At 66.3% G+C, this 24,687-nt stretch carries 22 protein-coding genes; 10 read left to right on the top strand and 12 right to left on the bottom strand.

Translation table 11 applies throughout. From position 1 onward, the window contains the following. Positions 1 to 5: 5 nt before the first annotated feature. Positions 6 to 956: a mechanosensitive ion channel family protein gene (locus GGR66_RS07960; RefSeq protein WP_184448108.1), complete on the top strand. Its 951-nt coding sequence runs from the start codon at positions 6 to 8 to the stop codon at positions 954 to 956. 96 nt (positions 957 to 1,052) lie between these two features. Here the strand turns inward: GGR66_RS07960 and orn are convergent, their stop codons facing one another. The 3 genes from orn to mntR all read right to left on the bottom strand — a co-directional run bounded on the left by orn (position 1,053) and on the right by mntR (position 2,687). Next, positions 1,053 to 1,625: an oligoribonuclease gene (orn, locus tag GGR66_RS07955; RefSeq protein ID WP_160967969.1), complete on the bottom strand. Its 573-nt coding sequence runs from the start codon at positions 1,623 to 1,625 to the stop codon at positions 1,053 to 1,055. A gap of 100 nt (positions 1,626 to 1,725) precedes the next feature. Continuing rightward, complete coding sequence (tadA, locus tag GGR66_RS07950; protein ID WP_184447883.1) at positions 1,726 to 2,226, bottom strand: tRNA adenosine(34) deaminase TadA; 501 nt, start codon at positions 2,224 to 2,226, stop codon at positions 1,726 to 1,728. Beyond that, positions 2,223 to 2,687 carry a manganese-binding transcriptional regulator MntR gene (gene mntR, locus GGR66_RS07945; RefSeq protein WP_184447882.1) on the bottom strand — a complete coding sequence of 155 codons (465 nt, stop codon included), beginning with the start codon at positions 2,685 to 2,687 and terminating at the stop codon, positions 2,223 to 2,225. Before mntR ends, tadA begins: the two co-directional genes overlap by 4 nt. A gap of 228 nt (positions 2,688 to 2,915) precedes the next feature. Between mntR and GGR66_RS07940 the strand changes: the two genes are divergently transcribed. Then, the gene (locus GGR66_RS07940; RefSeq protein ID WP_255421648.1) at positions 2,916 to 4,187 is read left to right on the top strand and encodes an Nramp family divalent metal transporter; all 1,272 of its coding nucleotides are present in this window, start codon (positions 2,916 to 2,918) and stop codon (positions 4,185 to 4,187) included. Positions 4,188 to 4,243: 56 nt separating this feature from the next. On the opposite strand, the gene GGR66_RS07935 is transcribed toward GGR66_RS07940, so the two are convergent. Continuing rightward, positions 4,244 to 5,953, bottom strand: a complete 1,710-nt coding sequence (locus tag GGR66_RS07935; RefSeq protein WP_160970766.1) for an ATP-binding protein — start codon at positions 5,951 to 5,953, stop codon at positions 4,244 to 4,246. Next, positions 5,950 to 7,464 (bottom strand): ATPase domain-containing protein, encoded by a 1,515-nt coding sequence (locus GGR66_RS07930; RefSeq protein ID WP_160970764.1) that lies wholly within the window; start codon positions 7,462 to 7,464, stop codon positions 5,950 to 5,952. The genes GGR66_RS07935 and GGR66_RS07930 overlap by 4 nt, the downstream gene beginning before the upstream one ends. A gap of 546 nt (positions 7,465 to 8,010) precedes the next feature. Here GGR66_RS07930 and GGR66_RS07925 point away from each other — a divergent pair. Next, the gene (locus GGR66_RS07925; RefSeq protein WP_255421618.1) at positions 8,011 to 9,588 is read left to right on the top strand and encodes an MASE1 domain-containing protein; all 1,578 of its coding nucleotides are present in this window, start codon (positions 8,011 to 8,013) and stop codon (positions 9,586 to 9,588) included. On the opposite strand, the gene GGR66_RS07920 is transcribed toward GGR66_RS07925, so the two are convergent. Together GGR66_RS07920 and GGR66_RS07915 are read right to left on the bottom strand one after the other, a co-directional pair. Beyond that, positions 9,510 to 9,929, bottom strand: coding sequence for a hypothetical protein (locus tag GGR66_RS07920; protein ID WP_184448107.1), 420 nt, complete (start codon positions 9,927 to 9,929; stop codon positions 9,510 to 9,512). The genes GGR66_RS07925 and GGR66_RS07920 overlap by 79 nt on opposite strands. Before the next feature lie 254 nt (positions 9,930 to 10,183). Then, positions 10,184 to 11,071: a LysR family transcriptional regulator gene (locus GGR66_RS07915; RefSeq protein WP_184447880.1), complete on the bottom strand. Its 888-nt coding sequence runs from the start codon at positions 11,069 to 11,071 to the stop codon at positions 10,184 to 10,186. A gap of 114 nt (positions 11,072 to 11,185) precedes the next feature. On the opposite strand from GGR66_RS07915, the gene GGR66_RS07910 reads away from it, so the two are divergent. After that, entirely contained in the window at positions 11,186 to 11,962 is a 777-nt protein-coding gene (locus GGR66_RS07910) for a class I SAM-dependent methyltransferase (protein WP_184447879.1), read from the top strand. Between the two features lie 292 nt (positions 11,963 to 12,254). Here the strand turns inward: GGR66_RS07910 and GGR66_RS07905 are convergent, their stop codons facing one another. Then, positions 12,255 to 13,145: a LysR family transcriptional regulator gene (locus GGR66_RS07905; protein ID WP_184447878.1), complete on the bottom strand. Its 891-nt coding sequence runs from the start codon at positions 13,143 to 13,145 to the stop codon at positions 12,255 to 12,257. Positions 13,146 to 13,252: 107 nt separating this feature from the next. Here GGR66_RS07905 and GGR66_RS07900 point away from each other — a divergent pair, with 107 nt between their 5' ends. Both GGR66_RS07900 and GGR66_RS07895 read left to right on the top strand, forming a co-directional pair. Beyond that, positions 13,253 to 14,824, top strand: a complete 1,572-nt coding sequence (locus GGR66_RS07900; RefSeq protein WP_184447877.1) for a proton-conducting transporter membrane subunit — start codon at positions 13,253 to 13,255, stop codon at positions 14,822 to 14,824. A gap of 23 nt (positions 14,825 to 14,847) precedes the next feature. Next, positions 14,848 to 17,283 (top strand): DUF2309 domain-containing protein, encoded by a 2,436-nt coding sequence (locus GGR66_RS07895; RefSeq protein ID WP_184447876.1) that lies wholly within the window; start codon positions 14,848 to 14,850, stop codon positions 17,281 to 17,283. 249 nt (positions 17,284 to 17,532) lie between these two features. Here GGR66_RS07895 and GGR66_RS07890 read toward each other — a convergent pair whose 3' ends face one another. Then, on the bottom strand, positions 17,533 to 18,438 hold the full coding sequence (locus GGR66_RS07890) for a LysR family transcriptional regulator (RefSeq protein ID WP_160970752.1): 906 nt from the start codon (positions 18,436 to 18,438) through the stop codon (positions 17,533 to 17,535). A 111-nt stretch (positions 18,439 to 18,549) separates the two neighbouring features. Between GGR66_RS07890 and GGR66_RS07885 the strand changes: the two genes are divergently transcribed. Together GGR66_RS07885 and GGR66_RS07880 are read left to right on the top strand one after the other, a co-directional pair. Further along, on the top strand, positions 18,550 to 19,182 hold the full coding sequence (locus tag GGR66_RS07885; RefSeq protein ID WP_184447875.1) for a DsbA family protein: 633 nt from the start codon (positions 18,550 to 18,552) through the stop codon (positions 19,180 to 19,182). A 55-nt stretch (positions 19,183 to 19,237) separates the two neighbouring features. Beyond that, positions 19,238 to 20,068: an MBL fold metallo-hydrolase gene (locus tag GGR66_RS07880; protein ID WP_221236370.1), complete on the top strand. Its 831-nt coding sequence runs from the start codon at positions 19,238 to 19,240 to the stop codon at positions 20,066 to 20,068. Positions 20,069 to 20,184: 116 nt separating this feature from the next. On the opposite strand, the gene GGR66_RS07875 is transcribed toward GGR66_RS07880, so the two are convergent. Genes GGR66_RS07875 through GGR66_RS07865 form a run of 3 tightly spaced genes read right to left on the bottom strand, consistent with a single transcriptional unit; the run spans position 20,185 to position 22,115 of the window. Then, entirely contained in the window at positions 20,185 to 20,823 is a 639-nt protein-coding gene (locus GGR66_RS07875; RefSeq protein WP_184447874.1) for a DsbA family protein, read from the bottom strand. A gap of 16 nt (positions 20,824 to 20,839) precedes the next feature. Next, positions 20,840 to 21,493, bottom strand: coding sequence for an SDR family oxidoreductase (locus GGR66_RS07870; RefSeq protein WP_184447873.1), 654 nt, complete (start codon positions 21,491 to 21,493; stop codon positions 20,840 to 20,842). Positions 21,494 to 21,497: 4 nt separating this feature from the next. Beyond that, a complete protein-coding gene (locus tag GGR66_RS07865; protein WP_184447872.1) occupies positions 21,498 to 22,115 on the bottom strand; it encodes an NAD(P)H-dependent oxidoreductase in 618 nt (205 codons plus the stop codon). Positions 22,116 to 22,224: 109 nt separating this feature from the next. Here GGR66_RS07865 and GGR66_RS07860 point away from each other — a divergent pair, with 109 nt between their 5' ends. Then, positions 22,225 to 22,659, top strand: a complete 435-nt coding sequence (locus tag GGR66_RS07860; protein ID WP_345776750.1) for a helix-turn-helix domain-containing protein — start codon at positions 22,225 to 22,227, stop codon at positions 22,657 to 22,659. A gap of 523 nt (positions 22,660 to 23,182) precedes the next feature. Beyond that, positions 23,183 to 24,652, top strand: a complete 1,470-nt coding sequence (locus GGR66_RS07855; RefSeq protein WP_184447870.1) for an AAA family ATPase — start codon at positions 23,183 to 23,185, stop codon at positions 24,650 to 24,652. Positions 24,653 to 24,687 lie beyond the last annotated feature (35 nt).

Below are 24,687 nucleotides of genomic sequence, written 5' to 3'. Positions count from 1 at the left end.
TGCCGATGCAGTCGTGGCTGACGGCACTGACGGCGGCCACGACCGCTGCACCGGCGGCGCAGGCGGCGCGCCCGTTCGACTGGCGGACGCTGGACTGGGCGCAGTACGCGCTCAACTGGGGCGTGGCGATCCTGATCCTGATGGTCGGGATGTGGATCGCCAAGCGCCTGAGCGAATGGCTGCGCAGCGCGCTGCTGCGGGCGCGGGTGGAAACCACGCTCAGCAACTTCCTGCGCAACGTCGCCTATGCGTTGATGCTGGTGCTGGTGCTGGTCACCGCGCTGCAGAAGATCGGCGTGCCGCCGACCTCGCTGTTCGCCGTGCTCGGCGCCGCCGGCCTGGCGGTGGGCCTGGCGCTGAAGGACTCGCTGTCCAACATCGCCTCCGGGGTGATGCTGATCGTGCTGCGGCCGATGCGCGACGGCGACCACGTGGTGGTGGCCGGGCAGGAAGGCGTGGTCGACGAGATCCGCATCTTCCAGACCCGCATCCGCACCTTCGACGAGCGCATGGTGACCCTGCCCAACAGCACCATCACCACCGCGCCGATCGTCAACTACAGCACCCTGCCCAACCGGCGCCTGGAGATCACCGTCGGCGTCGGCTACGGCGACGACCTGAAGAAGGCGCAGGAGCTGTTGCTGCAGATCGCGCAGGAGAATCCGAACATCCTGAAGACGCCCGCCCCGTTCGTGCAGGTCACCAACCTGGGCGAGAGCACGGTGGACCTGATGTTGTTCGGCTACGCCAAGAACAGCGATTTCGGCGCGGCCAAGAGCAGCACGCTGGAGCAGATCCGCAACCAGCTGCTGGAGAACGGGCTGAGCATTCCGTATCCGCAGCGCGACCTGCACGTGTACCACCACGATGCCGACGGCCGCCCGATCGCGGAATTGTTGACCAAAGGCGTCACCGACGACGGCGAGACCAAGCCGGGACCGCCGCTGGCGCGCTGAGCGGCGGCTTCACCTTCTGTATTCCTGCACCACTGCATCCGCCCGACGAAAATCGGGCGGTGTTCCGCATGCGCCCCGACGCGCAAGGCTCGCGGATCAGCCCTCGCCCTGCCCGCCCAGCCTGCCCATGAAGGGACGGTAGTAGCGCAGTTCGTCGATGGAATCGTGCACGTCGCTGAGCGCGGTATGCGAAGAGGTCTTGGTCAGGCCGGCCGACACCGCCGGCGCCCAGCGCCGCGCCAGTTCCTTCAACGTCGACACGTCCAGATTGCGGTAGTGGAAGAACCGCTCCAGCCGCGGCATCTGCCGGTGCAGGAAACGCCGGTCCTGGCAGATCGAGTTGCCGCACATCGGCGAGGTGCCGGGCTTGCACCACTGGGTCAGGAACGCCATGGTCTCGGCCTCGGCCTGCGCCAGCGTGACCTGGCTGTCGAGCACGCGCTGCCACAGCCCGGAGTGGCGGTGCTGGTTGCGGTTCCACTCGTCCATCGCCTCCAGCGTCTGCAGCGGATGGGCGATGGCGAACTCCGGGCCTTCGGCCAGCACGTTGAGCTGCGCGTCGGTCACCACCGTGGCGATTTCGATGATCGAATCGCGATCGGTATCCAAGCCGGTCATTTCCAGATCGATCCAGATCAGCCGATCGTTCGCCACGTGCGCTTGCGCCATATCACCGTCCTGTCGTTCGCGGCGGCGAGGCCGGCGCGGAAGTGTCGTATCAAGCATCAATGATACCGCGCGGGCTGCGTGACAGGCAGGGGCTGGACGCTCACGCGCCGAGCGGCGGCTTGCCGCGCTTGGCGCGGAAATAGTTGGTCAGGCGCGTGCTGGCCGCCGTCGCCAGCACCCCGCCGCGGACCTGCACGCGATGGTTGTGACGCGGGTCGGCGATCAGGTCGAACACGCTGCCGCAGGCCCCGGTCTTGGGATCGGTGGCGGCGTAGACCAGCTCTGCCACCCGCGCATGCACCACCGCCATCGCGCACATCGCGCACGGTTCCAGAGTCACGTACAGGCGGCTGCCGACCAGGCGATGGTTGCCGAGCCGGCGGCCGGCCTGGCGCAGCGCGACGATCTCGGCATGCGCGCTGGGATCGTGTTCGGCGATGTTGAGGTTCCAGCCCTCGCCCAACACCTCATCCTCGGCCGAGACCAGGACCGCACCGACCGGGATCTCGTCGAACTCGCGCTCGGCGCGCTCGGCCAGTGCCAGCGCGTGCCGCATCCAGTGCTCGTCGCGCGCCAGTTGCGCGTCGTCGCCGACAGTCATCGCGCCGCGCCGTGCTTGCGCACGAATTCGGCGAACACCGCTAGCGTCGCTTCGCTGACGTGATGCTCGATGCCCTCGGCATCGCGGCGCGCGGTGTCGGCGTCGATGCCCAAGGCCAGCAGGAACTGCTCCACGGTCTGGTGGCGCTGCCGGCTGGCTGCTGCCAGCGCCTCGCCCTCAGGGGTGAGGAACACGCCACGGTAGGGGCGCTGCACCACCCAGCCGCCCTTGACCAGGCGCTTGAGCATCTTGGCCACGGTCGGCTGGGCCACGCCCAGGCGCGCGGCGATATCCACCTGCCGCGCTTCGCCGCCATCGGCGAGGAGGTCGGAAATCAGCTCCACGTAGTCCTCGATCAGCTCCAGGCGGTGCGCCTCGCGCACCTGGCGGAAGCTTTCGACCTGCACTTCGGCGTCGAGCAGCACCGCCGGCGGCGCCATCGACTTCCCGCTTTTCTGCATTGCAACGCCCTTGTCCGGTGCCGGCGCCCCGCCGACCACCTGCCTATTCTGGCCGAAATCCGGGCTATCGCAGCGATTTGAATTGCCAATGCTAATCCATATAGCACCTGCTATATACTCGTTTGCATCCCGCCCCACCCCGTCGTCGCCATGGCCGCCCCCCTGCCCCTGCCGAGTTCCGCCGCCGAGCACGCCAGCCGTGGCGAGGCGCGCCCCAGCCTGGGCGCCATGCATGCCAGCGTCGCCGTGCCACGCAACGGCCTTGGCTGGCGCCGCTTCCTGGCCTTCCTAGGGCCCGGCTACATGGTCTCGGTCGGCTACATGGATCCGGGCAACTGGGCGACCGACATCGCCGGCGGCTCGCACTTCGGCTATCTGCTGCTGTCGGTGATCCTGCTCTCCAACCTGATGGCGATCGTGTTGCAGGGGCTGGCCGCGCGCCTGGGCATCGCCACCGGCCTGGATCTGGCCCAGGCCTGCCGCGCGCACTATTCCAAGCCGGTGAACTTCCTGCTGTGGCTGGCCTGCGAGGCGGCCATCGTCGCCTGCGACCTGGCCGAGGTGATCGGCACCGCGATCGCGTTGAAGCTGCTGTTCGGCATCCCGCTCACCGCCGGCGCGATCATCACCTCGATCGACGCGCTGCTGGTGCTGTTCCTGATGCGCCGCGGCTTCCGCGCGCTGGAAGCGTTCGTGATCGCCCTGCTGATGGTGATCTTCGCCTGCTTCCTGGTGCAGATCGTGCTGGCCGCGCCGCCGCTGCGCGAGGTGCTGGCCGGCTTCATCCCGCGCACGCAGGTGGTCACCGACCCGGCCGCGCTGTACCTGGCGATCGGCATCATCGGCGCGACGGTGATGCCGCACAACCTGTACCTGCATTCCTCGATCGTGCAGACCCGCGCCTACGAGCGCACCGATCAGGGCCGCCGCTCGGCGCTACGCTGGGCACTGGCCGACAGCACCATCGCGCTGAGCCTGGCGCTGTTCGTCAACGCCGCGATCCTGATCCTGGCCGCCGCGGTATTCCATGCGCACGGCCGCACCGACGTGCAGGAAATCGAACAGGCCCACGAACTGCTGGCGCCGATGCTCGGCGTCGGCCTGGCCTCGACCCTGTTCGCGGTGGCGCTGCTGGCCTCCGGCATCAATTCCACCGTCACCGCCACCCTGGCCGGGCAGATCGTGATGGAAGGCTTCCTGCACCTGCGCCTGCCGCCATGGGCGCGGCGCCTGCTGACCCGCGGCCTGGCGATCGTGCCGGTGGTGGCGGTGACCTCGCTGTACGGCGAACAGGGCACCGCCAAGCTGCTGGTGCTGAGCCAGGTGGTGCTGTCGATGCAGTTGCCGTTCGCGGTCATCCCGCTGGTGCGCTTCGTCACCGACAAGCCTCGGATGGGTCCGCTGGTGGTGCGCCGCGGGCTGGCCTGGCTGGCCTGGGGGATCGCCGCGCTGATCGTGGTACTGAACCTGAAGCTGCTCATCGACACGCTGCTGCACTGACGGCGCGGTTGCGGTGCGCTTCCGGGCCCTGGTCTTTCAGGTCCCGGCGTCGATCACTAGCACAGCGAAGCGGTGTCCGATCTGCCGGCCATGCCGGCATTGGCCCGCACTTGCTGCAGCGCGTTGGCCAGTTCGTCCAGCCGGTAGGGTTTGGACAGGATCTGCACCCCTTGCGCCTCTGCCGCGGACTTCGCCGCTTCGGCATAGCCGCTGGTGAGCAGGACCGGCAGCGCGCCACGCCGCATGCGGATTTCCTGCACCAGCTCCAGGCCGTTCATGCCGCCGGGCATCATGATGTCGGAGAACACGATGTCCACCACGCGGCCGTTGGCCAGCGCACCCAGCGCCGCGCCCGCACTGGCCGCGCGGACGACCTCGTAGCCAAGTTGGCGCAACATCTCCCCGACCAGCGCGGCGACTTCGTCGTCGTCCTCCACGAGCAGCACGCAGCCGGCCTGGCCGGGCTCATCTCGAACGACCTGAAGGTCCACCAGGTGCCGATCTTCTTGCACTGGCGCACGGTGCGAGCGCGGCAACAGCAGATGGATCGCCGTGCCGCGCCCCGGCTCGCTGTCGATGTGGATGGAACCGCCCGACTGCTGCACGAAACCATGCACCTGGGCCAGGCCCAGGCCGGAGCCCTTGCCGATGTCCTTGGTGGTGTAGAACGGCTCGAACACCCGCGCCTTCACCTCTGGCGCCATGCCGCTGCCGTCGTCGATGATCGACAGGCGGATGAAATCCGGGTCGGTGGCGACGGCGCCAGGCAGGTTGCGCGCCCGTACCACGATGGTGCCGCCGTTGGGCATTGCATCGCGCGCGTTCACGGCCAGGTTCAGCACCACCAGTTCCAGTTCACCTGGGTCCACTTCGACCGGCCACAGGTCGTCGGCCAGATCGAAATCCACGTGCACGTCGCCACGCAGACTGCGGTCCAGCAACTCGCGCATGCCGCCGATCTGCCGCGACAGGTCGATCGGCTCGGGCTTGAGTTCCTGCCGGCGCGAGAACGCCAGCAGTTGCCGGGTCAGCCCGGCGCCGCGCTGTGCGGCCTTCTGCATGCCGTCCATCAAGCGTTTGCGGATCGCCGGATCGCTCTGACTGTCGAGCATCGCCAGGCCACCGGAGATCACCATCAGCAGGTTGTTGAAATCGTGCGCGACGCCGCCGGTCAACTGGCCCAGCGCCTCGATCTTCTGCGCCTGGCGCAGGGTCTCCTCGACCCGCGCGCGTTCGTCCATCTGCCGGCGCAACAGCCGATTGGCCTCCTCCAGCTCGCGCGTGCGCGCCACCACCTGCGCCTCCAGCTGCGCCGCGGCCGACGCCTGCGCCTGCAGCAGCGTGCGCACCTCGTATTGCCGCGCCCGTGCGCGCAATGCGGCCTTGATGGTGCTGGTGAAGGTGATCGTTTGCACCGGGCGTTCGAGCAGCGCCACGTTGCGCAGCGCACCCACCAGCTTGCGCCGCCATGCAACCACGAACGGCTGCTCCTGGTGGCTGGTCAGCACCACGAACGGCAGGTCCGACCAGGCCGGCTGCGCGTCGGCCCAGGCGAACAGCGCCGAGGTGTCCGCGCCGAACAGTCCCTCCTCGGCCAGGAACACCGCCGCCGCGCCGACGTGCAGCTCGCGCACCAGCATGCCCAGGTCTAAACAGTGGCACGCCACCACCCCGCCGCGACGCAGCAGTTCCACCGACGCCGGGCCGTCGCGCCCGATCGGCGTGTACACCAGTACGCGTTTTTCGGGTGCGTCGCTGCTGCTCATGCAAGCGGGTCCAGCAGCGGCAGGTCTCCCCCGCCATAGCGCGGCGTGCCGGAAAAGATGCCGCTGAATTCCTTGAGCGGCGGCCCCACGTCGATGCCCTTGCTGCTGAGCCGGAACTCGCGAATGGTGTTCTCGTGGTTGCCGCTGCGCTTCTTGACGACCGACAACGCGCGGCGCACGGTGCCGCCCACTTCGAAATACCGCAGCATCAGCACCGAATCGCTGAGATAGCTCAGGTCCAGCGGGGTCTCCATCGGGCCGACCAAGCCATGCTGCGCCAGCACCAGGATAGTCAGCACGCCGTGCTGGCCCAGATAGCTGAGCAGTTCGTGCATCTGCAGGATCAGGAAGCGCTCGTCCGGCATCGCATTGAGATAGCCGTTGAGGCTGTCGATGACGATCACCCGGGCGCCGTCGACCTCGACGCTGCTGCGCACGCTGGCAGCAAACTGTCCGGGCGACATCTCGGCCGGGTCGATCTGCTGGAAGCGGATCAGCCCGCTCGCCAAGTGCTTCTCCAGCGGCAGTCCCAGGGTGCGAGCACGCGCCTCGACCGTGCCGCGGCCTTCGTCGAAGGCGAAGAACACACTGTGTTCGCCGCGTTCGGCAGCGGCGATGGCATAGGTCAGCGCCAGCGAGGACTTGCCCACGCCGGCAGCGCCGAGCAGCAAGGCATTGGTGCCGCGTTCCAGCCCGCCACCGAGCAGCCGGTCCAGTTCGGCATTGCCGCTGGAGGTGAATGCGTCGATGTGGTGATGCTTGTAGTCGGCCGCGACCAGCCGCGGATAGATTTCCAGGCCGCCGCGTTGGATGCTGAAATCGTGGTAGCCGCCGCGGAACTGGATGCCGCGCATCTTCACCACGCGCAGGCGCCGGCGTTCGGCGCCGTAGTCGATCGCCAACTGTTCCAGCAGCACCACGCCGTGGGTAATGGAATGCAGCTGGAGGTCGTTTTCCTGCGAGGACAGGTCGTCGAGCAGGATCACCGTGCATTGGCGGCTGGCGAAGAAATGCTTCAGCGCCAGCACCTGGCGACGATAGCGCAGTGGACTTTGCGCCAGCAGGCGCAGTTCCGACAGGCTGTCCAGCACCACGCGGCTGGGATTGAGCTGTTCGACCTTCTGGAAGATCAGCTTGGTGGTCTCGGTGAGTTCCATCTCCGCCGGATGGAACACGGTGAGTTCGCGCTCCGGGTCCAGTGCGGTTTCCGGCGGCACCAGCTCGAACACGTCGACCTGCTCCATGCTCCAGCCGTGGCGCGTGGCGACCAGATGCAGTTCGCGCTGGGTCTCCGAGAGCGTGATGTACAGCACGCGCTCGCCCTGCCGTACGCCCTCCAGCAGGAACTGCAGGGCGATGGTGGTCTTGCCGGTGCCCGGACGTCCTTCGTAGAGATACAGGCGGTTGGCGTCGACGCCGCCGCCGAGGATGTCGTCCAGGCCCGCGCTACCGGTGGAAATACGCGGCAATTCATCGCCATTCACGTGATCGGTCCGCCGATGGGGCGTCATGGTCGTCCTTTCTGTGCTGCCTGCACTGTGGTCAACGCGTCGTGTGCTCAGGGTGCGTGGTGACCAAGTGCAACCCAGCCGGAGGTCGCGACCACCGCATGCCGCGACGTGCACGCGCGTCGAGCACGCCGCCTCCCTTGCACTTCTTCGCCACGAACCACGCTACGTTCGGCAAAGTGATTTTTCTGTGTAGGCAAAGGCGATGGGCGGACGTCCGCGCCGCATCGCTGTCATCCGTCGAGTAGTACATGGCCGCACATCGAAGCCGGCTTCGCTCGCATGGCTTGGCACCGAACCGGTCAAAGACGTGCTACCGCACGCACCAGCGGCAAGCAGACCATACCGACGAAACATCTGGAATGCTGCAAGCGGCGGTGCCGCCGGTGCAGGCTCGCAAATCCGAGGCGAAAGAAAGAAAGACCACGCGCTCGCCTGCGGCACCGATGAGGTGCGACGCGTCTCACACTGTCGCCTACGCCAGCAACTGTCTACCCTCGACGCCGATCCGGCTTATACAGTAGCGGCGACATACCAGGGATGGCGGGGATGGCCGCGGCAAGAGATTTCGCCAAAGGCGTTCTACTGAGCGCGACCTACTGCATCGCCTTCCTGCTGGCGTGGCGCTGCTCCGTGGATCAGTGGTATCTGCCGGCAGGCGTGCGCGTCGCCAGCCTGCTGTTCCTACCTGCGCGACGCTGGCCGTGGTTGCTGGCCGGCGATGCCGCCGCGCTGCTGACGCTGCGCATTCCCATGAGCGAGGCCTGGGGCGCGAGTGCCGCCTGGGCTTACCTGAGTCCGTTCCTGCTGATGCCGGCCGTGTCGCTGTTGCCGGTCCTGGTGCGTCAGCGAGTACCGGATCTGGCGCGCAACGATCACTGCCTGCTGCCACTGGCGCTGGCGACCGCGCTGTGGAGCACGCTCTGCAACATCGCCATCAACACCGCCTTGGGCGGCCCGGCGGGGCCAGCACCGCTCGATGTCCTGCTGCGCTACTGGCTCGGCGATTACCTGGGCACCTTGATGTTCGTGCTGCCGGCGTTGCTGTGGTTGCGCCGCGACGAACCCACGCAGATGCATGCCTCGCTGTTGCGCGAAGGGTTGGCGTCGATCGCCGTGGTCGTCGTACTGTCGGCGTCGATCGCCGGCGTGGACGATGCCCTGCTGCGGCAGTTGCTGATGGTGTTGCTGGTGGTCCCGGCGATCGTGCTGACGCTGCGCCATGGTTGGCGGGGCGCGGCGCTCGGCGTGGTCCTGGCGAACGTTGCGGTGGCGCTGTCCATGCCCAAGGTCGTGGCACCCGGGATCCACGACGCCGACGCGTTCGTGGTGCAGATCCTGCTCGCCGCCACGGCCACGGTAATGTTCGCGTTCGGGTCGCGCATCTCCGCGGCCTATCGGCACATGCGCGACGACGGACGCCTGCGCGAGCAGGCGCTGGCCTTCGCGCAGGCCGGTTACCTGTCCGCCGAACGCACGCTGCGCCGGCGGGTGGTCGACTACACCGATCTCAGCACACAGATCAACAAGCTGCGCCGCGACGTGGTGGAGGATCTGCGCGCGCGCGGACACTACGCCGCCGCCATGCAGATGACCCGCACCGGCGTGATCCAGGCACAACTGCTGGACGAGTACGTCACCGCGCTCTACCCGCTCGGCATCGAGACGCATGGCCTGTACCCCACCCTGCACTCGCCGACCTTCGCCAACCTGTGCGCGACCGAGTTCCGCTGCCGCCTGCATGGCGATCCGCGGCGCCTGTCGCTGGGCCTGCAACTGGTGGCCTATCGCTGCATCCTCGACGCCATCGAGACCCTGCCCGTCGCCCACACCCACCTGCTGCAGGCGCGGGTCTGGCGAGCCAGGGGGCGGCAGGGCATCGCCATCCGCATCACCGCCGACGCCGCCATGCTGAGCGCAATGCGGCGTCGCCCGGAGGCGCCGGACCGGGAACTGGCGGTCCGCCTGCAAGCGCATGGCGGCACCTGCCGGCGCCGCCATGCGTTGAGTTTCAGCTTCCTGGTGTCGGAAAGCGCTGCCGCCAGCCTTCACTCTACCGACGTGACCTCCCACGCATCGCCGCGCCCATCCGCGCGCAGCCGCACCACCACATCCGCGGTCCGATAGACCACACGGCCCGGCACCACTGGCGCTGCCGTCACCGTGACGCGCGTCACGTCGCTGCCCATCGGCAGCACCCACAGCGTCTTGCCGATGCGGCCGACCGCAGCGCGGACCACGCCGTTGGCGTCGTTGATCTGCAGGTAATTCACGCCGTCGCGCGAAAACTCGTAGATGCGCCAGGCCGAATCCGTGGCGAGATTCAGCGCCTGGGGCACGCTCTCTCCCAGCCCCTTGCCGACGACCCCGTGCCCGCCGGAGGGGCAACACGTCTGCGCCTGCGCCTGAAAGGACAGCGCCAGCGCCGCTGCCGCCACGATTGCCAAGCCTTTCGCCTTCGTTTCCATTCCATCGATCCTTTCCCACGCGGGGAATTCCGCCTGCATCTCAGGCTGGATCAAGGTACGTGGTCCTGGCCCGGAAGCGGTCGACAAACACCATCAGCAAGGCCGTGCAGGGCCGCTCGCCTTTGGGGAGTCCGATCGCTGAACCGTTCCGTCGCCGGCGCGTAGGAGATCGGCCTGCTGCTCACCATTCTGTACGCAGTCCCCGGGCAAGCGACTACAGACACACAGCGGCGCTGGGTACCCGCCGCGCCGGCTCAATCGTCCTTCGCCAACGCCACGAAATGGGCCAACGGCGAGCCGGAGGGCGCGTCGCGCCAAATCAAGGTCAACGGAATGGTGAACGCGGATGCCGGATCCAGCGTCCGGTACACCACGCTCTCGCGATGCAGCGACTGCAGCGCCATCGGCACGATCGCGACGCCCTGCCCAGCTGCCACCATGGCGGCGGCGGACAGCAGACGCGGCACGGTGGCCACAGCCCGCGGCGCGAAACCGGCCCGGTGGCAGGCAGCGGACAGCACGTCCAGGATGCCTGGCCCGTCCGGACTGCGATACAGCACGAACTCCTCCGTCGCCAATTCTTCCAGCGCCAACGCATCGGTTGCCGCACTCAACCGGTGCCCACGCGGAAGTGCGACCACCACGGCTTCTTCAGCAAGGATGATGGCGTGCAGCGGCGCAAAGCGCTCGGCGGGGGCGCGTACGAACGCCGCGTCCATCTCTTCGGCCCGCACCGCACGAAACAAGCCGTCGGTCGCATGCTCGCGCACATCCAGCGCGACCTGCGGATAGCCTTCGCGGAACGCTCGCAGGATCCGCGGCACCAGCGGATGCAATGCAGCCGAACTGGTGTAGCCCATCACCAGGCGACCCAGTTGCCCCTGCGCCGCACGCCGCACGCGAACGACGGCGTCATCGGCCGCGGCCAGAATGGCCTGCGCATCCGCCAGGAACACGCGTCCTGCATCGTTGAGGCGCACGCTGCGCGGCGTCCGCTGGAACAGTTCGACACCCAGTTCGCGCTCCAGATCGCGGATCTGCTGGCTGAGTGGCGGCTGCTGAATGCCCAGATGCGCCGCCGCCTTGGTGACGCTCTGCGCAGCTGCCACGGCGACGAAATAACGGAGATGGCGCAATTCCATGGCGTTAATGATATTCAAAATATCCGCTCATGGTAGTAAGCAGATATTTTACATTCCGACTATCCCTCCCTAGCATCGCGGTCCTTCGTGAATCCCTTTTATGGACCATCGCCGATGCCCATCGATTTCCACGCACGCCAGAACCGATACACCTACTCCGGCAGGGACGTCGATCCAGGCTGGATGGACGCCATGCAGGTCCTTGTCGAACCCGTGGGCAAGCGGATTGCCGACGTTGGCTGCGGGGGCGGCCTTTACTCGCTGGCCTGGCATGCGCTGGGTGCCGCCCACGTAACGGGCGTGGATTTTTCCGCGGAGATGGTGGCTGCAAGCCGCGAGCGAGGCACGGGCGTGGACGACGTCTGCTTCGTGCAAGGCTCCGCCGCCGCGACGGGGCTTCCCACGGCAAGCTGCGATGTGGTGTTCCAGCGCGCATTGATTCACCACCTGCCGGACTACGTGGCGTGCTTTGCCGAGGCTCGCCGCCTCCTGGCGCCCGGAGGACGCCTGCTCGTGCAGGACCGCACACCCGAGGACGTCGACCTGCCTGGATCAAGCACGCACCTGCGCGGCTACTTCTTCGACTGCTTTCCGCGGCTTCGTGCCGTCGAGGCCGGTCGTCGGCCTACGCACGCGACCGTCGCGGCGGCAATGCAAGCTGCCGGCTTCACCGACATCGCCGAGCGTTCGCTGTGGGAAACACGCAAACGCTACGATGGCGTCGAATCGCTGGCCCTGGACCTGGCGGCGCGCTCGGGTCGCTCGATCCTGCACGAACTGAGCGATGAAGAGCTGCAGACCCTGATCGACGACCTCCGTAGCCGATTGCCCGCGGATGAGGAAATCGTCGAGCAAGACCGCTGGACCCTCTGGGTTGCACAACCCGCCTGATGCGCGTGCATGGGCCACCGCGCATAGCGCGCGCGGGATCGTGTCATCAGTAGTGAAGGAGATCGGCGCTACGTGGCGAGACAGCCATCGGCGCCGCGACGATCGAAGCCGCTAGCGGGTCTCGGCGTGGCGCCGGCGCCAGGCCTCCACGTCGAGAGCGAACCCATGCAGGGCCGCCTCGTCGCTGACGTGGGAAAGGCGGCGTGGAAACCGTTCTCGTTCGGGCTGCCAGACTCCATGAAGCGATGCACACGCCGGTCAAGGCATGTGCCCGACGGCTGCCACGGTGGCACTACAGGCTTCCAAATGCGGCCGTCGGCTGCAGCAGCAGCCGCACCAGCGGATTCGGGAAGCGCCGCGACATGGTCACGGCGTGGAAGGTCTCCACGATGTCCAGCAATTGGTCGCCTTCCACCAGCACGCCCGCGGCGATCTCGTCCTTGACCACGATCGGCGGGAGCACGGCCAGGCCGATGTCCTCGCGCGCCAGCAGTCGCATCATCGCCATGTCCTCCACTTCCGCGACGATCTGCGGCCGCACGCCCAGGCGATCGGCCAAGGCGTCGAAGCCCGCGCGCACGCTGTTGTCCACCGTCGGCAGGATGATGGGGTGGTGGCGAAGGCGGTCGGCGATGCTGGCGGCGTGGCCCAACCGATCCGGCGTGCCCACCAGGCTGACCGGGCGCTCGGCGAGCCGGTGGGTCACGAACGGGGTCAGCGCGTCGCCCGGCGGCGCCTGATTGAGCAGCACCACGTCGAGGTTGAGGGCCTCCAGTGCCCGCAGCAATTCGCCGGCACTGCCCGAACGCAGGATCAGGTCGATGTCGGGCCGGCCGAGCAGCGGCCGCAGGAACTCCAACTGAAAGTTGCGCGACAGCGTGGCCAGCGAGCCGACCCGCAACGCCTGCCGGGCAGCGCCGGTCTGCCGCAGCGTGCCCAGCAGTTCGTCGCCGGTCGCGAAGATCGCATCGGCGTGGTCGAGCACGATCTGTCCGGCTTCAGTGAGGTGCAGCTGCCGCCCGCGCCGTTCGAACAGCGCATGGCCGAGGCGCTCCTCGAGCTTGCGGATCTGAACCGACAAGGCCGACTGAGTGAGGTTGAGCCGCTCGGCAGTGCGAGTGAGATTGCCGTCGTGGGCCACAGCCCAGAAGTAGCGCAGGTGGTTGTAGTTCAGGGCGGCCATCGTTCGATAATAACGAACGATATCGCAAAAACAATGAATTTTTGTTCCAGCCCGACGATCGCTATCGTGGCGCCGCCCGCCACTGCGCTCGATCCGAGGGGATTGCCTTGTCGCTCTATCTGCTGCCGCTCTCTGCACCGTTCTTGCTGCTCGTCGCCGCGATGTTCGGCTTCGTTCGCAGCGGCCGACGTCCACGCCTGCTGCCCGCCTTCGCCGAAGGCGCCGCGCTCGGCGCGCTGCTCGTCGCGCTCGCCTCGCTGACGCTGCTGATCGTTCGTGGCGCCGGCGACAGTGAGCTGATCGGCTGGGGAGGCCTCGGCCTGTCGGCACGGCTGGATGCGGTGAGCACCACGATGCTGCTGCTGGTCGCCTTCGTCGGCTGGATCGTGGTGCGCTACACCCGCACCTATCTCGATGGCGAGGCGCGGCAGGGGTATTTCACCGGCTGGCTGTGCGTTGCGCTCGCGGCGGTACTGCTGCTGGTGCAGGCAGGCAACCTGGTCCAGATCGTCGTCGCCTGGATCGCGACCAGCATCGCGCTCAATCGCCTGCTGCTGTTCTATCCCGATCGCGTGGCGGCACAGCGCGCTGCGCGCAAGAAGCGCCTGTTCTCCAGCATCGGCGCCATCGCCCTGATCTGCGCGGCCCTGCTTGTCTGGAAGAGCCTGGGCACCACCGACATCGCCACGATCAACGCACTGGCCCGCGGCGGCCGGCACGACTGGCTGCTGACGGCCGCCGCCGCGCTACTTGCGCTGTCCGCGGTGCTGAAATCGGCGCAGTTCCCGACCCACGGCTGGCTCACCGAGATGATGGAAGCGCCGACGCCGGTGTCGGCGCTGCTGCATGCCGGCGTGGTCAACGGTGGCGGCTTCCTGCTGATCCGCTTCGCCGACCTGATGCTCGCAGCCCCTGGCGTGCTCGCCGTGCTGGCCATGCTGGGCGGGTTCACCGCCTTGTTCGGTGCGCTGGTGATGCTGACCCAGCCGGCGGTCAAGACCTCGCTGGCATGGTCCACGGTCGCGCAGATGGGCTTCATGATCCTCCAGTGCGGGCTGGCGCTGTTCCCGCTGGCGTTGCTGCACATCGTCGCGCACTCGCTCTACAAGGCGCATGCCTTCCTGGCCTCCGGCGGAGCCGTGGAGCAAGTGGCCTCCATCCGTCGCCCCGGGCCCGTAGCCGTACCCAATGGGGCCGCGGTCGGCCGCGCCTTCCTGATCGCCCTGGCGATCTATGTCGGGATCGGCGCCGCCTTCGGGTTCGCCTTCGGCTTCGAGCACAAGTCGCCGCAGGCGCTGGCATTGGGCGCCATCCTGATCTTCGGTGTCGCCTATCTGCTGGCCCAGGGCCTGGCCGATGCCGCGCCGCGTCCGCTCACCCGCAGGACGGCGCTGTACGCCAGCGCCGCGGCAATCGGCTACTTCGCCCTGCAGACGGTCGCCGAATGGCTGACCACCGGCGTGCTGCCCGCGACGCCGGCGCCGGGCCGGCTGGAGTGGACGCTGATGGCGCTGGCGGTGCTGAGCTTCGGCTTGGTGGCGGTGGCGCAGGCGCTGTTCCCGCTGTGGGCCTCGCACCCGGCCGCCGCCGGACTGCGCGTGCATCTTTCCAACGGCCTGTACGCCAACGCCACGCTCGACCGCCTGCTCGGCGGCTGGTCTGTTCGCAAGACGTCGTGACCTCTACCCGCCAGGACACCCCCATGCTGATGACCTCGACCAACGTACCGCCTCTGTCCCACGCTGCGATCATCGCCGCCGCCGAGCGAGCGGCACGCGCCATTCCCCCGCTGTGGCCGCTGGCCTCGAGCGTGGCGGTCAATCCCTTCCTCGGCCAGGCCGGCGAACCGCTGGCGACCGCGGCAGCGCGCCTGCGCAATGCCGCCGGCATCGCCCTGACCATGCCGCGCGCCTGGTATGCGGAGCGGCTGCAGTCCGGCGAGATCGCCGAGGAGGATCTGCAGGCGGCCTGGCACAACACGCCGGCCGCGCTGCGCCCGCCGAGCCTGTCCGCGCTCCAACAGGCCGTCCAGGCCGCGCGCCCTGCCCCACAGGCGATCCCGACCGTCGCCGAATTGGCACGCGATGCCTCGGCCGTCGACTGGCCGGGCATCGTCGGCGAGCGCATCGGGCACTGGGCCGCCGCCTATTTCGACCAGGGTCAGGCCCTGTGGGTCGCCGGGCAGTCCGGCGGCGCCTACAGCGCATGGCGTCAGGTCGCGACGCATGATCTGACGCCGGAAATCGCCGGGCTCACCCGATTCGCGCAGCAGGTGGCGGACGCACCAGCGAATGCCGAAGAGGCGATCGTTGAAGGGGTCGCCCGCCTCGGCCTCTCACCCGACGCGCTGGACAGTTACTTCCACCGCCTGCTGACCACGCTGGGCGGCTGGAGCCAGGTCGCCCGGTATCGGCTCTGGCAAGCGGAGTTGAACGGCGGAACCGATGCCTGCGTCACCGACCTGCTCGCCATCCGCATCAGTTGGGAAGCGGCGCTGTTGGGCAAGTTCGGTTCGCAGATCGCGCCGCAGTGGCGATCCGCCATCGCCGCCTACGCCACGCCGGTGGCAGCGACGCCGGACGATGTCGCCGACAGCATCCTGCAGGAAGCGGCCGAACGGGCGGCGCAGCGGCGGCTCGACAGCGTGCTAGCAGTACCTGCTTCAACTCCTGCCGCGCCCGCCCGGATGAAATTGCAGATGGCCTTCTGCATCGACGTGCGCTCGGAAGTGTTCCGCCGCGCATTGGAAAGCCTCGATTCCGGCATCCAGACGCTCGGATTCGCCGGATTCTTCGGGCTGGGCATCGGCCATCGTCGGTTCGCTTCGGACGTGGTCGAGGCGCGCCTTCCGGTGCTGCTGACGCCGGGGTTGCATACCTGCTCGGGAGACGCGACGTCGTCGCTGGCCGAATCCGACCTCGCCGCACGGATCACGGCCCGTGCGAAGCGTGCCTGGGGTCGCTTCAAGCTCGCCGCCATTTCTTCCTTCGCCTTCGTCGAGGCCACCGGCCCGATCTACGTCGCCAAGCTGCTGCGTGATGGATTGGGACTGACGCGGCACTCAGCGCCGAACGACCCCGCGCCGCGCCCGACCGACGCGCTCGACCTCGATACGCGGCTGACCATGGCCATGCGCATCCTCAAGGCGATGTCGCTCACCACCGACTTCGCCCGACTCGTCGTGATCGCCGGCCATGGGGCAAACGTGGTCAACAACCCCCATGCCAGCGCCCTGCACTGCGGCGCCTGCGGCGGCTACTCGGGCGAAGTGAACGCGCGGCTGCTCGCCACGCTGCTCAACGATCCCGAGGTACGCGCCGGCCTCACCGAACGCGGCATCGCGATTCCCACAGACACGTTGTTCGTGGGCGCACTGCACGACACCACGACCGATGCGGTCATGCTCTACAGCGCCGACCATCCTTCGTCCGCGCATGCCGCCGATGTCGAGCAGGCGGCACGTTGGCTGCACGCCGCCGGCGCACTGGCGCGTGGCGAGCGAGCGCTGCGCCTGCCGCGCGCGCAGCGCAGCCAGGACATCGCACATCGCGCCCGCGACTGGGCCGAGCTGCGTCCCGAATGGGCGCTGGCCGGCTGCCAGGCCTTCATCGCCGCGCCGCGCGCGCGCACCGCCGGGCGCGACCTGGCAGGACGCGCCTTCCTCCACGACTACGACTGGCGCCGCGACGAGGGCTTCGGCGTGCTGGAGCTGATCCTGACCGCTCCGGTCGTGGTCGCCAGCTGGATCAGCCTGCAGTACTACGGCTCGACCGTCGCGCCCGAGGTCTTCGGCGCGGGCAACAAGCTGCTGCACAACGTCACCGGCGGCATCGGCGTGGTCGAGAGCAATGGCGGCCTGCTGCGCGGCGGACTGCCATGGCAGTCGGTGCACGACGGCGAGCGGCTGATCCACGAACCGCTACGGCTTTCGGTGCTGATCGAGGCACCGACAGACGCGATTACCAACATCCTCGAACGTCACCCGCAGGTTCGCGCGCTGTTCGACAATCGGTGGCTGCATCTGCTCGCGCTGGACGACCACGGGCGGATGGCGTCGCGCTACACCGGCGAGCTGCGCTGGGAGATGTGCGCTGGCGATGCGTCTTCCGAGCGCGATCCCGTGCCGGCCCTGGCGTGACCCAGTGTTTTCGCTCACTGCGCCCTTCCGAACGCAGGCGAGAGGGCAGGCGTCGGTTCCCCAAGCAGGCGGACATTTACGGCATTGCGCATGGCAGCGCCCCTGCAACTGCTGCGATGGCACCGATCACTCCCCGTGATCGGCGCGGGGCAGCACCGCAATGGTCCATGACAACGGCATCGCAGCCTTCGAACCCCGATCGTGCATGCGTTCGCCGGATCCGCTGGCGATCGCGGTTACGCGCCCAGATCAGCGTGATGCCGCACGGTTGCCGACACCAGCAACGAGCATCTCGACAAATGCGGTGACCTTGGATGGGCGAAAGCGCGCCGTCGGGTAGACCACGTGGATGCCGCCGGCCGGCAACGACCAGTCCGGCAGCACAGCGACCAGCGTTCCGGCTGCCAGGGCGTCTGCCACCAGGAAATCCGGCAAGACCGACACCCCGCCGCCGGCCAGCGTCGCCGCGAGCACGGCCGGCGTCGCATTGGTCGACAGGGCCTGGCGCATGTGGACCGTGCGCCGCTCGAAATCGTCTTTGACGAAGTGCCAGGTCAGCGGCTCGCGAAGCGCGCTGTTGGCGACGAACGGAACCTGCGCGAGGTCGTCGGGGCCTGCGACCGCCAAGGTCCTGGCCAGTTCCGGGGTGGCGACCAGGCACTGCCGGAAACCGCCGATGCGCCGTGCATGCAGGCTGGAATCGTCGAGCCAGCCCACCCGGATGGACAGATCGATCTGGCTGGCGACGGGATCGATGCGCGAGTCGGCCAGGATCAACTCGACCTGGCACGCCGGGTGCAGCCGGGTGAAGGCGGCAGCCAGCGGCGCAATCCTGGAGGTCCCGTAATCGTTCGGTGCGGCCACCCGCAGCACACCGCTCGGCTCGGTGTTGGAGCGCGTGACCTCGCCGATGGCATCCTCGACCTGGCGCAGCACGCTCACGCTGCGCGCATGCAGCAACCGCCCGGCTTCGGTCGGCTCGACCCGACGGGTCGTTCGCATCAGCAGCGCAGTCTTCAACTCTGCCTCGAGCTTGGCGACCTGCTGGCTGACCACGGTCTTGGTGATACCCAACCGCTCGGCCGCGCGCGTGAACGAGCCCGTGTCCACCACGGCCGCGAAATAGGCAAGCCTGTTGAGATTGACGGCTTCCACGCCGACCTCGTCACACTGTAAGCCAATGACTTACAGACTGTAGCATTACACACGATTTATCCGTCAATCTCGCTTCGCTATGGTGGCCGCACCTTCTCAAGCGATCTCGCCATGCGCCTCACTTACCTCTTCGATCCTCTTTGTGGGTGGTGCTACGGCGCCATCCCGGCCCTGGACCAGCTTGCGCAGGTCCCGGGCGTCACCGTGCGGCTCGCCCCCACCGGCTTGTTCGCCGGCGAGAATGCGCGGCCGATGGAGGCGTCCTTCGCCGCCTACGCCTGGCAGAACGACCAGCGCATCGCCCGCCTCACCGGGCAGGCGTTTTCCGAGGCCTACCGCAGCCAGGTACTCGGCGCGACCGGCACGCTGTTCGATTCGGCTCCCGCGACGCTCGGCGTGATCGCCGTTGGCATGACCGAGCCGGAGCGCGAACGCGAGGCGCTGAAGACCCTGCAACGTGCCCGCTATGTCGATGGCCGCAACACCTCCGATCGCGTGGTCGTGGCGGAGGTACTGTCCGGCGCAGGGTTTGCCGATGCCGCGCGGCGCGTGGTCTCGCCCGACGCCGAGGTGCTTGGCGCCTATCGTGCGCGTATCGATACCGCACGCGGCGAGATGGCGCGTTTCGGTGCACAGGGCGTTCCCACGCTCGTCGTCGACGACGCCCACGGCAGTCGGTTGTTGCCGAGCGATGTGCTGTTCGGCAACCGCGACGCCCTGGCCGCGCATCTGCGCGCCGCCTGAGCTCCCAGACCCTTCATTCCCGCTGACTGCACGCTCGAACCCAAGGAGACCTGCAATGACCAACGACCGCCAGACGTCCACATTGACCTGGACCCATTTTCCCGCCGGCCAGAACGGCTTCTTCCGCGCGCCGGTGCTGTTGACCGGTGCAACCGAAGCGCTGCTGATCGACGGCGGTTTCACCTATCCCGACGGCAAGGCGTTGGCCGAGGCGATCAAGGCCACCGGCAAGACGCTGACGACGATCTACGTCAGCCAGTCGGACCCGGATTACTACTTCAGCCTCAAGGCGGTGCGCGAAGCTTTCCCGCAGGCCAAGGTCATCGCCGCCTCCGACACGCTCGCCGCCATCCAGGCCAACGTCGAAAAAAAGCTCGCCGTGTGGGGGCCGCAGCTCAAGGAGAACGGTCCGCAGACGCTGGACGACATCGTCCTGCCCGAGGCCTTCGACGGCGCCTCGCTGTCGGTCGATGGCGAGACGGTGGAGATCGTCGCGGCCCAGGGCCTGGGCAATCGCCGCTATCTCTGGGTGCCGTCGCTGCATGCCGTGTTCGGCGGCGTCATGATCTTCTCCGGCGTGCATGTCTGGACCGCCGATACGCAGACGAAGGCGCAGCGTGCTGCCTGGGTCGCCAATCTCGATGCGATCGCCGCGCGCGCGCCGGCGATCGTCGTGCCTGGCCATCTGACGCCCGACGCGGCGACCGACCTGTCGGCCATCGCCCACACCAAGGCCTACCTGCTGGCCTTCGAGGAGGCGCTTGCGACGGCCAAGGACGCCGCATCGCTCAAGGCAGCGATGGAAGCGCGCTTCCCGAATCTCGGCATGGGCGTGGCCCTCGATATCGGCGCCAAGGTCGCCACCGGCGAAATGCCCTGGGGCTGAGAAGACCGACAATCGCGAACTGATCCGGAGGACCTACGCAGGGTCCTCCGAGGAGAACGGCAAGCACCTGTCGGCAGTGCTGTCGTCCGACATCGAATGGAGGGAGACCGAACGCGTCAAAGAGGAACCGAGCCGGACGCCGCGCGTATCGCTGCAGCGATCTCGTCCTCGTTGCGACCGCCATTGATCGCAATACGTTCCCCAAAGACAAAGTGAGGAACCGAGCGGACACCGGCATCCGCCGATTTGGCCGCTTCCGCCTCAACGCGGCGGTGCTGCGCAGGATCGAGCGCGATGGCACGCGCCTGGTCGCGGTCGAAACCATGGTCGGCTGCGATGTCGGCCAGCACCTCCGCATCGGCGATGTTCTTCGCTGCGATGAAGTAGGCATCGGTGATGGCGACGGCGAGCCGATGCTGGGTGTCGCGCCCGGCGGCGGCGAGGATCAGCGCATGCGCGGCCTGGGTCGGATAGGTCCAGAGTTGGCGACCGAGATCCAGGTCGAAGCCCGACGCGCGTGCTTCTCCCTCGGGACGCGCGAAGGCGGCCTTCGGATCGGTGATGCCGTAGCGCGAGCGCAGCAAGTCGGGAATGTAGAGACCGCTCGCCGGCGCATCCGGCAACAGCAGGACCGGATGCTGCCGGATGTCCACGGCCAGGTCGGGGAAACGCTCCGCCAGCACTTTGTCGAGGCGGTGATGGCCGACGAAGCACCAAGGGCAACTGATCTCGGTATAGAGGTCGATTTTCAACATGCCAGATCTCCCTTCTTCAACCATTGGCGATGCCAGGCGCGGCCCGCACGAACTGCTTGTCAGTGATCTGCCTCACCAGAAAATCCGCCAGATTTCCGCGGGAAAGTTTCGAACTGAGCTTGGTTGTTCCATACCAACCCACATCGACCTTTCCGTTCGCAGGGCCATCCTGAAGGAATGGAATCCGCACCAGTGTCCAGTCCAAATCCGAGTTGGCGATCAGTTCGCCCGTAGCCTTGATGTCGTCGTACGCCTTGCGGGCAATCACCTTGAACATCAGCGCGTTCGCGCGCGAGCCGAGATCAAACCCATCCTTGGGATCGCGATAGGCGGCAGTGGAAATCTGGATGAGGCGGCGCACGCCGGCCTGCCGCATGGCCGCGATGATGTTGGCCAGGCCGTGCATGACCGGCTTGTCGCCCTGCACCTTGAAACCGTTGGGGCCAAGGGCGCTGATGACCGCATCCGCCCCTCGGACGCATTGTGCAATGGCGTTGCGGTCCTGCAGATCGCCGACCACGATGTCGACCTTTCCCGCGAACGCGGCAAGCTTCGCGGCGTCGCGCGTGTAGACCGACAGCCGATGGTCACGCTTCAAGGCGTCATCGATGAGCTGCCGCCCGGTCGGCCCGGTTGCACCGAACAAGGCGATGGTCTTTTTGGCGGTCATGCGCTCACGCCGCCTTCGCCAGCAAGGCAGTGATGGCCGTTGCGGCCTTGTCGATGGCGGCATTCACCGCATCGGGGCCGAGCACCGTGCCTTCGACACGCACCACCTCGACATCGCTCAGGCCGATGAAGCCGAGCAGGTGCAACAAGTAGTTGGTCTGAAAATCGAACGGTGCCCATGCACCTTCCGAGAACACGCCGCCCGTGGCGGCGACGAGATAGACCTTCTTGTCGGTCAGCAGTCCTTTCGGTCCAGTGTCGCCATAGCTGAACGTGACGCCGGGCCAGGTGACGTGATCGAACCACGCCTTGAGCTGCGAGGGCGGGCCAAAGTTCACCATGCCCGAGCCGAGCACGATCACGTCCGCGGCCTGCAACTCATCGACCAACGCCTGCGCGACCTCCACCGCCTTGGCCTGCTCCGGTGTGCGATCTTCGGGGGGCAGAATCCGGCCCTGGATATAGGCCTGCGTAATGTGCGGCGGCGGATTCGCCGCGAGGTCGCGCACAGTCGGAGAACCGCCAGAGCGAGCCTGGATGCCCTCGGCGATCTGGGTAGCGAAGCGTGTGGAGAGGCTGTCCGCCCCGCGCGGGCTGGACGTGACAAGTAGCGTACGGCGCATGACGACTCCTAGGTATAAAATGAGAACCGAGTAATTGATGGATTCTCACTTACGAATCCATACAAAGGATGGTATGGTCCGTGCCGCTGCCCCACAAGAAGGCACACGCGTGTCACCTGGTCACATTGAGCCACCCGCCGAGTCGCCCACGCCTGACGCAGGCGGCTGTCTGGCCACCCGTCAGATCCTGGATCGCATCGGCGACAAGTGGAGTCTCTACATCGTCGCCATGCTGCAGAACGGCCCGCAGCGCTTCAACGCATTGAAGCGTGGCATCGACGGCATTTCCCAGCGCATGCTGACGCTGACCTTGCGCGGACTGGAGCGGGACGGACTGATCACGCGCACGCTGTATCCGGTGATCCCGCCGCGCGTCGATTACGAACTCACCGACCTGGGACGCACGCTATTGAAGCCGGTCATGGCACTGGTCCATTGGGCGAACGAGAACCAGGCCGCCATCGCCAAGGCGCATCAGCGCTTCGACGAGCAGCCGGAGCCGGATCAGGTCTTGGTTCAGGGCGTTGTGTACCAACGCCAATAAAAAGCGCTAGGCTTTCGGCTCTGCGATGGCTGTGGCGATACCCCACGGAAACCCGTTAGCTTTCGGCAAGGGAATCGCCACCTTGCCTGCGGCCAGCCTGGAAGCGCCGCCAACCGCCCAAGACGGCGCTGCCTGGACAGTTAATAGAAAACCTTAAGCGGCGCCCAGATTCCTGTCGTCATCCACCCACCCTGCGGGCAGGAAACGGATCGGTCGGATATGGGATCACTCCCACTCAGCTATCAATGAAGAGGATAAAACTTCGCTAAATCAAGGCATTGCGAGTTCAGACTTAGCCGATACCACGAAAAATACCATACCTGACCAATGGGGCCGCCTATAGGCAACTCAGGCGAACAACTGCGTCGATCCGCCCATACGAGGGTCAGTGGCGGTCACACCAAACTGCGGATCTGATCATCCATCTCAACGCAGACGTCAGAACAAAGAGAGACACCCGACGTGCCTATCCGGTCGGTGTATTCGATATCGTATGTCGGCAATGAAACATGGAGTTACGACCTTGAAAGTAAGTGAATTGTCTGGCCAAACCGCACGCCTCTCCGGCTTGAGCAACATCAACATACTTGTGGGCCGCAACGGCGCGGGAAAGAGCCGTTTCTTTCGTGATATCGACGAAATAGCCAGCCAGAGTAAGCAGCTATTTTATGTCCGGTATGTCAGTCCAGAGCGAGCGGGGTCGTTCAAGCGTGATGGCAACGTCCTCACAAATATGAGCAACAACCCCGAATGGCTGCGGCAAACGCGGGCATTCAATCAGGCCAGCGACTTCAAAGCTGCATCGGCGATGCTCTTTCGCGAGGCTGAAACGCTTTATCTGCGCCGGCTCGCGCGCACACCAGAAATCCGCTTGGATCCGACACGCAATTTCGAGACAGACCGGTTAAGCAAAGTAAATCAACTGCTCACTAATATTTCTCTAGAGATGGGCAATGCCGATTTCGAGTTTCGCTCGCTCCTCAATGGTGAAACAATCGCTCCGCAACAAATCAGCAGCGGCGAATCAGAAGCTGTGGCCTTGGCTGCTGAAATTCTCTATTTTTTCGATACGATTGATCCCGCGAAGTTCAACGTACTCCTCCTGGACGAGCCGGACGTACATCTTCACCCAGATCTGCAGGCACGGCTTGGCAAGCTAATCATCTCTATGCTTGATGAGTTCAAAGACCACGCAGACAGCATAGCCGTATGCATCTCCACACACAGCTCCCCGCTAGTCTGTTCTCTCGCGGCTTCGCCGTATGTGTCGATCGGCACAAAGAGCTTCGCGGTCGATATAGTTGAACTGAAACCAGCCAGCGCCGAGCTTCGCAAGATTGCTCCATTCCTCGGACATCCCCTCTCCCTTTCGCTTAGCGATGATGCAGCTCTGATCCTCGAAGGAGAAGACGATGAGCGCGTCTGGCAGCAAGCTGCAAGAACGTCACAGGGCAGGATCAAAGTCTTTCCCGTGCTGGCCGCCAGCGTCGATCAGCAGGGCGCTCTTGAGACTTTCTGCATCCAACTGCTAGACACACTCTACGACAACCCAGTCGCCTTTTCGATTCGCGACGGCGACGGTGTGGTGGACCAGCCGCTCGAACACCGCCCACCCCTCAAGCGTTACCGTCTCGAGTGCTACGCGATCGAGAATGCTCTATTGACTGACTCATGTCTTGCCTTAATGGACACGACCTGGGAAGACTTCATCGCCACATCAAGGAAATGGATCAAGGACAATCCAGAGCATCGTGACACCGCTTTGATTGAGGAGATCGCCGGATCGAGCGACCGCCTACGGCACAAGAAGATAAAAAAAATCCGTAACCTCATCTGCGACGTCGCCGGTTGCAAGAAACCTTGGGAGATAGTAGTTGGTCAAGCGATCGCAGCACTGACAAGAGAAGATCTTGCAAATCCAAACATGCTAATCGACTTCCTCGGTGCGGAAATGGTCAGCAACGTTATCTTCGGGGATGCGGTAAATCCATGAAAGTTGCCCGATACCATGACAGCACTAGGCTCGCC

Source organism: Xanthomonas sp. 3498, from assembly GCF_014199795.1.
In the GTDB taxonomy this organism is placed as follows: domain Bacteria; phylum Pseudomonadota; class Gammaproteobacteria; order Xanthomonadales; family Xanthomonadaceae; genus Xanthomonas_A; species Xanthomonas_A rydalmerensis.
Note: the sequence above shows the minus strand (reverse complement) of the source record. Positions and strands in the feature narration are given on the sequence as shown.

Excerpts from the sequence above, each read along its gene's own strand:
- GGR66_RS07960 (WP_184448108.1), top strand. The coding sequence starts at position 6 with ATGCAGTCGTGGCTGACGGCACTGACGGCGGCCACGACCGCTGCACCG.
- orn (WP_160967969.1), bottom strand. The coding sequence starts at position 1,625 with ATGGCGCAAGCGCACGTGGCGAACGATCGGCTGATCTGGATCGATCTG.
- tadA (WP_184447883.1), bottom strand. The coding sequence starts at position 2,226 with ATGACTGTCGGCGACGACGCGCAACTGGCGCGCGACGAGCACTGGATG.
- mntR (WP_184447882.1), bottom strand. The coding sequence starts at position 2,687 with ATGCAGAAAAGCGGGAAGTCGATGGCGCCGCCGGCGGTGCTGCTCGAC.
- GGR66_RS07940 (WP_255421648.1), top strand. The coding sequence starts at position 2,916 with ATGCATGCCAGCGTCGCCGTGCCACGCAACGGCCTTGGCTGGCGCCGC.
- GGR66_RS07935 (WP_160970766.1), bottom strand. The coding sequence starts at position 5,953 with ATGAGCAGCAGCGACGCACCCGAAAAACGCGTACTGGTGTACACGCCG.
- GGR66_RS07930 (WP_160970764.1), bottom strand. The coding sequence starts at position 7,464 with ATGACGCCCCATCGGCGGACCGATCACGTGAATGGCGATGAATTGCCG.
- GGR66_RS07925 (WP_255421618.1), top strand. The coding sequence starts at position 8,011 with ATGGCCGCGGCAAGAGATTTCGCCAAAGGCGTTCTACTGAGCGCGACC.
- GGR66_RS07920 (WP_184448107.1), bottom strand. The coding sequence starts at position 9,929 with ATGGAAACGAAGGCGAAAGGCTTGGCAATCGTGGCGGCAGCGGCGCTG.
- GGR66_RS07915 (WP_184447880.1), bottom strand. The coding sequence starts at position 11,071 with ATGGAATTGCGCCATCTCCGTTATTTCGTCGCCGTGGCAGCTGCGCAG.
- GGR66_RS07910 (WP_184447879.1), top strand. The coding sequence starts at position 11,186 with ATGCCCATCGATTTCCACGCACGCCAGAACCGATACACCTACTCCGGC.
- GGR66_RS07905 (WP_184447878.1), bottom strand. The coding sequence starts at position 13,145 with ATGGCCGCCCTGAACTACAACCACCTGCGCTACTTCTGGGCTGTGGCC.
- GGR66_RS07895 (WP_184447876.1), top strand. The coding sequence starts at position 14,848 with ATGCTGATGACCTCGACCAACGTACCGCCTCTGTCCCACGCTGCGATC.
- GGR66_RS07885 (WP_184447875.1), top strand. The coding sequence starts at position 18,550 with ATGCGCCTCACTTACCTCTTCGATCCTCTTTGTGGGTGGTGCTACGGC.
- GGR66_RS07880 (WP_221236370.1), top strand. The coding sequence starts at position 19,238 with ATGACCAACGACCGCCAGACGTCCACATTGACCTGGACCCATTTTCCC.
- GGR66_RS07875 (WP_184447874.1), bottom strand. The coding sequence starts at position 20,823 with ATGTTGAAAATCGACCTCTATACCGAGATCAGTTGCCCTTGGTGCTTC.
- GGR66_RS07870 (WP_184447873.1), bottom strand. The coding sequence starts at position 21,493 with ATGACCGCCAAAAAGACCATCGCCTTGTTCGGTGCAACCGGGCCGACC.
- GGR66_RS07865 (WP_184447872.1), bottom strand. The coding sequence starts at position 22,115 with ATGCGCCGTACGCTACTTGTCACGTCCAGCCCGCGCGGGGCGGACAGC.